General features: G+C 69.3%; 5 protein-coding genes. All 5 read left to right on the forward strand.

The window, feature by feature from the left end; all coding sequences use genetic code 11:
• The first annotated feature begins 178 nt into the window (after window positions 1-178).
• Window positions 179-811: a hypothetical protein gene (locus tag VAE46_RS09440; protein WP_322796682.1), complete on the forward strand. Its 633-nt coding sequence runs from the start codon at window positions 179-181 to the stop codon at window positions 809-811.
• A gap of 64 nt (window positions 812-875) precedes the next feature.
• Complete coding sequence (locus VAE46_RS09445; RefSeq protein WP_322796683.1) at window positions 876-1,559, forward strand: class F sortase; 684 nt, start codon at window positions 876-878, stop codon at window positions 1,557-1,559.
• A gap of 92 nt (window positions 1,560-1,651) precedes the next feature.
• Window positions 1,652-2,320 (forward strand): class F sortase, encoded by a 669-nt coding sequence (locus VAE46_RS09450; RefSeq protein ID WP_322796684.1) that lies wholly within the window; start codon window positions 1,652-1,654, stop codon window positions 2,318-2,320.
• 197 nt (window positions 2,321-2,517) lie between these two features.
• Window positions 2,518-3,291, forward strand: a complete 774-nt coding sequence (locus VAE46_RS09455; protein WP_322796685.1) for a hypothetical protein — start codon at window positions 2,518-2,520, stop codon at window positions 3,289-3,291.
• Window positions 3,292-3,300: 9 nt separating this feature from the next.
• Window positions 3,301-4,196 (forward strand): CARDB domain-containing protein (locus VAE46_RS09460; RefSeq protein ID WP_322796686.1); only part of this gene is annotated, 896 nt, incomplete at its 3' end.

The following is a 4,196-nucleotide window of genomic DNA, read 5'->3' on the forward strand; positions in this document are numbered from 1 at the left end:
CGTGTCGTGCGCCACCTGCTCGATCGTCAATCCGCGCCGTTCGCGCGCGCTCCGCAGCGTCGCCCCAATCGTTGCCACGTGCTACCTCCCCCTGGGGGAAACATAAAGTACGCCACCACCGTCAAACGGGCGAATCCCCCGCCGTTGTCGCTTTGTTCCTGCCCGCTACCCTAGCCCTGTGCGAACCCCTGCCATTGTGCTCGCCTGCGCTGCGGCCCTGGTCGCAGCCCTGCCCGCGCACCCGGCGAGCGCCCAGCCCCAGGTGCCGGCCACCGTCTACGGCTCGGTCACGGTCGACGGTCGTGCCGCGCCGGCCGGCACCGAGGTGCGCGCCCTCATCGGCGGCATCGATTGCACCCAGGCCGCCCCCGGCGAACGCGGCACCATCACCGATGGCCCCGCCGCGGCCTACGTTGTCGCCGTGGTCAGCGAATCGCAGCGCCCCGGCTGCGGCCGCACCGGAGCGCTCATCACCTTCACCGTTGGCGGCCGGCCAGCCCTCCAGTCCATCCCCTGGGAGCCCGGTCCCATCCGCCTCGACCTCTCCGTTGGCTCGGCCGCAATCACCCCGCTCCCCACCCCGACGCCTGCCCCGCCCACGCCCACCCCGCCCTCCGGCCCGCCCCCGACCGACGATGTCACCCTCCCCGGCACGCTGGTCCCTGCCCCCGCCAGCCCCTCCCCTGCGCCCGCCGACAACGGCGAAGCCTCGTCGCTCGCCCCGGCGGTCATCGTCGCCCTGGTCGCCGTCGCGGGCGGCGGGGCGGTCGCCGGCATCCTCCTCGCCCGCCGAACCCGCCCCCGACCATAACCCGGGCTTTGGAGGCGGTCGTATACCATAGGAGGAGGGGAATAGCCCCTTCCCCGAAACGTCTATGCGTGTTCTGCCCTACCTTGCCGTCTTTACCTTTGTCGCCGGGGTCAGCCTCCTCGCCGTTGGCTGGCGCTACTCCCCTGCCGAGGCGCCTGAGACCCCGGCGGCCGTGGTCGGCTTCGACGTTCGCCCCACCCTCACCCCCACCCCGACCGCCAGCCCGACGGCCGCCCCCAGCCCGACCCCAACCCCCACCCCCTTCGACGGCAAGATCGCCCGCATGATCGCCCCCGTGCTCGGTATCGACCATGCCATCGAGGAGATCGGCATCCTCCCCAACAACCAGCTCGATACCCCGCACGATGGCGTCAACAACGTCGGCTGGTACTACATCTACGACAAGCCCGGCTTCGGCAAGAACGCCGTCTTCGCCGCCCACGTGAACTACAACTTCAAGCCCGGGCCCTTCGCCAACCTCTACAAAGCCAAACCCGGCGACCGCATCACCATCCAGATGGAAAACGGCCCCGCCTACGTCTACGAAGTCTTCTTCTTCCAGCGCTACGACGTGAACACCATCCCGATGGGTGACCTCATCGCGGGCGTGGTCGGCGGCCAGGCACGCCCCGAGGGCGAAGAGTGGATCACCCTCATCACCTGCGGCGGCCGCTTCGTTGCCACGCAGCCCAACGGCCTCGGCGAATACCTCGACCGCGATGTCGTCGTCGCGCGCCGCATCGAGTAGCGCCTGAACCGTCCGTTTCCCTCGCCGCGTCCCTTATTCGGCGCTGCGCTACCCTCATAGGTACCACCTTCGACGCCCCGCCGGAGAAGCCTGTGTCCAGCATCCGAACCGTGCGCTTTGCTGCCCTCGCATCGCTGCTCTTGGGAGCCGTGCTGCTCCTTGCCGGGGTCGCCTGCTCGGGCGGTTCTGCCGCCGACGACCCGACTCCCGCCCCCTCGCCTTCGCCCGCTGCGCCCGTCGAAACCGCCACCTCCACCCCCACCCCGCGCCCCAGCCCCACCCCGACGCCCACCCCCTTCGCCGGTAGCGTCGCCCGCATCATCATTCCCCGCTTCAACGTCGATGCCCCCATCGAAGAGCTCGGCATCACTCCCGACGGTGCGCTCGATACGCCAAAGAACGAAAACACCCACGTCGGCTGGTACCCCATGTACGACCGGCCCGGCTGGCTGGGCAACGCCATCTTCAGCGCCCACGTCTACTACCACTCGATCCCGGCCCCCTTCGTGAACCTCGCGAAGAGCCAGCCCGGCGACGAAATCATTGTCGTCATGGCCGATGGCACCCGCTACCGCTACGAAGTCATCTCCAACAACCGCTACCATCGCGACACCATCCCCATGGGCGACATCATCTGGCCGAAGGACAAGGCGGACTACGATGAGTGGGTCACCCTCATCACCTGCGGCGGCGAACTCGATGCCACCGGCCTCGAATACCTCTCGCGCGACGTCGTTGTCGCGAAGCGCATCTTCGAGTAGCCGGCGTCGGCCTTCACGCGGCGCTCCGGGCCTCACCGGCGCTCGCTCAGCACTCTCCCTCGCGGGGATCAGGGTTTTCACCTCGCCAATCCGGGATTCCCCACCCCGCGCCATCGGGCCTTCGCCCATTAAGCCCTGATCGCGGTCCCCCTACCCTCACCTCTCGGAAGGCGCCGCTGCGCCCCCGGAGGTAACCGATGCGAACCCGGCTCGCTGCCGCCGCCATCCTCGCCGCATTCCTCGCGTCCGCAACGCTCGCCGTGACCCCCGACGCCGCCGGGGCCGCCTGGCTGATGCGCGGCTGGAACAACATCTCCTACCTCGGCACTGCCGCACCTCCGGCCCAGGCGCTTGCGCCGCTCACGGGCGAATACACCGCTGTCTACCGCTGGGACCCGGCCACCCAGTCCTACCAGCTCTACGCCCCCGGGGTGCCGGGCTTCGTCAACTCCCTCACCACGCTCAACCCCGGCGATGCCATCTGGCTCCACTACACCGGCAACACCCGCGAATTCAACACAGGCGCACCTCCACCGCAGCAGAACCCGGGCGGCGGCGCCGGCAAGGTCAGCATCGCCGCCAGCACCTTCGTCCCCGCCAGCGACCTCGCCGTCTACGAAAAAGGCTTCAACGAGCTCTACCCCCTCTCCACCGACCCCTCCTCGCATCGCTACTTCGCCCCGGTCAACCTGCCCCACGGCGCCACCATCACCTCCATGACCGCCGCCTTCGAAGGCACCGGCGATACGGTCAAAATCCGCCTCGATTACACGCCCATTACCAATGGCGATACCCCCGGCCTCGTCTACAAGCTCGCGGAGGTCCTCTCCAGCGCCGGCTCGTCGCCCCAGACCGCCCAGGCCTTCACCCACCAGGTCGATAACGCCGCCAACGTCTACTTCGTGGTGGTCGACCTCACCGGCGGCCCGGCCTCGAAGCTCCGCGGCATCACCATCAGCTACACCTACTAGGAGGCCGCCATGCTCGCCACCCGATGGCCGGCCGCACGCCTGCTCCTCCCAGCGGCACTCCTGCTCGGCGTCGCCGTCCTCCTCGGCGGCACGTCCCGCCCCGCTCGCGCCCTCGCCGAGGCCGATGTCGATTTCACCGTGACCCAGTCCCCGGCTGCCCCCGCGACCGTCCAGGTCGGCTCGACGGTAACCTTCACCGTGGCCGCGACGGTCAACACCGCACCGGTCGGTGTGCCCCTCTTCTTCGAGCTCGACTACCCCGCCGGGCTGACCTTTGTCGAAGGCTATTCCTCGCCCGCCGGCGTCACCTGCACGAACAACGTGCCGGCCCCCGGCGTCGTCCGCTGCGATTACGGCAACGTCAGTACCGGCCCGCGCGTGCCCCTGACCCTGAATTTCACCATCGACACCGATGCCACCACGGCCGCCGCCGATGCCCGCATGCGCGCCGGCGCTTCCGACGGCGCCCCCGACTCCGCCGCCGGCGGCGGAGACAGCTTCACTGGCGCCGGGACGCTCACCGTCTTCTCCGTCGATGACTTCGCCATCACCTCCGCTGCCGTGCCGGGGGCCATCTTCGAAGGCCGCTCCAGCACCTTCACCGTGTCGGTCACGAACAATGGTGCAGCGGCCACCGGCCCCGCGACTCTGACGGTCACCTTCCCCGGCGGCCTCGTCTCCGCCGAATCCTGTTCCACCGGCACGGCCTCCGCGACCAGTTCGACCGTCACCTGCTCGGGAGTACATCTCGCCCCCGGCTCTGACTTGACCATCACCGCCACCGTCGCCGCGCCGGACTCTGCGGATGGCGCCGATATCGCCGCCGTCCTCGATGCCCCCGGGCTCGGCATCCCCAACCACGCACTGAGCGGCATCACCGTCCATGAGGTCGGCCTCATCAACAC

It is taken from the genome of Tepidiforma sp. (assembly GCF_034433535.1).
Taxonomy (GTDB): domain Bacteria; phylum Chloroflexota; class Dehalococcoidia; order Tepidiformales; family Tepidiformaceae; genus Tepidiforma.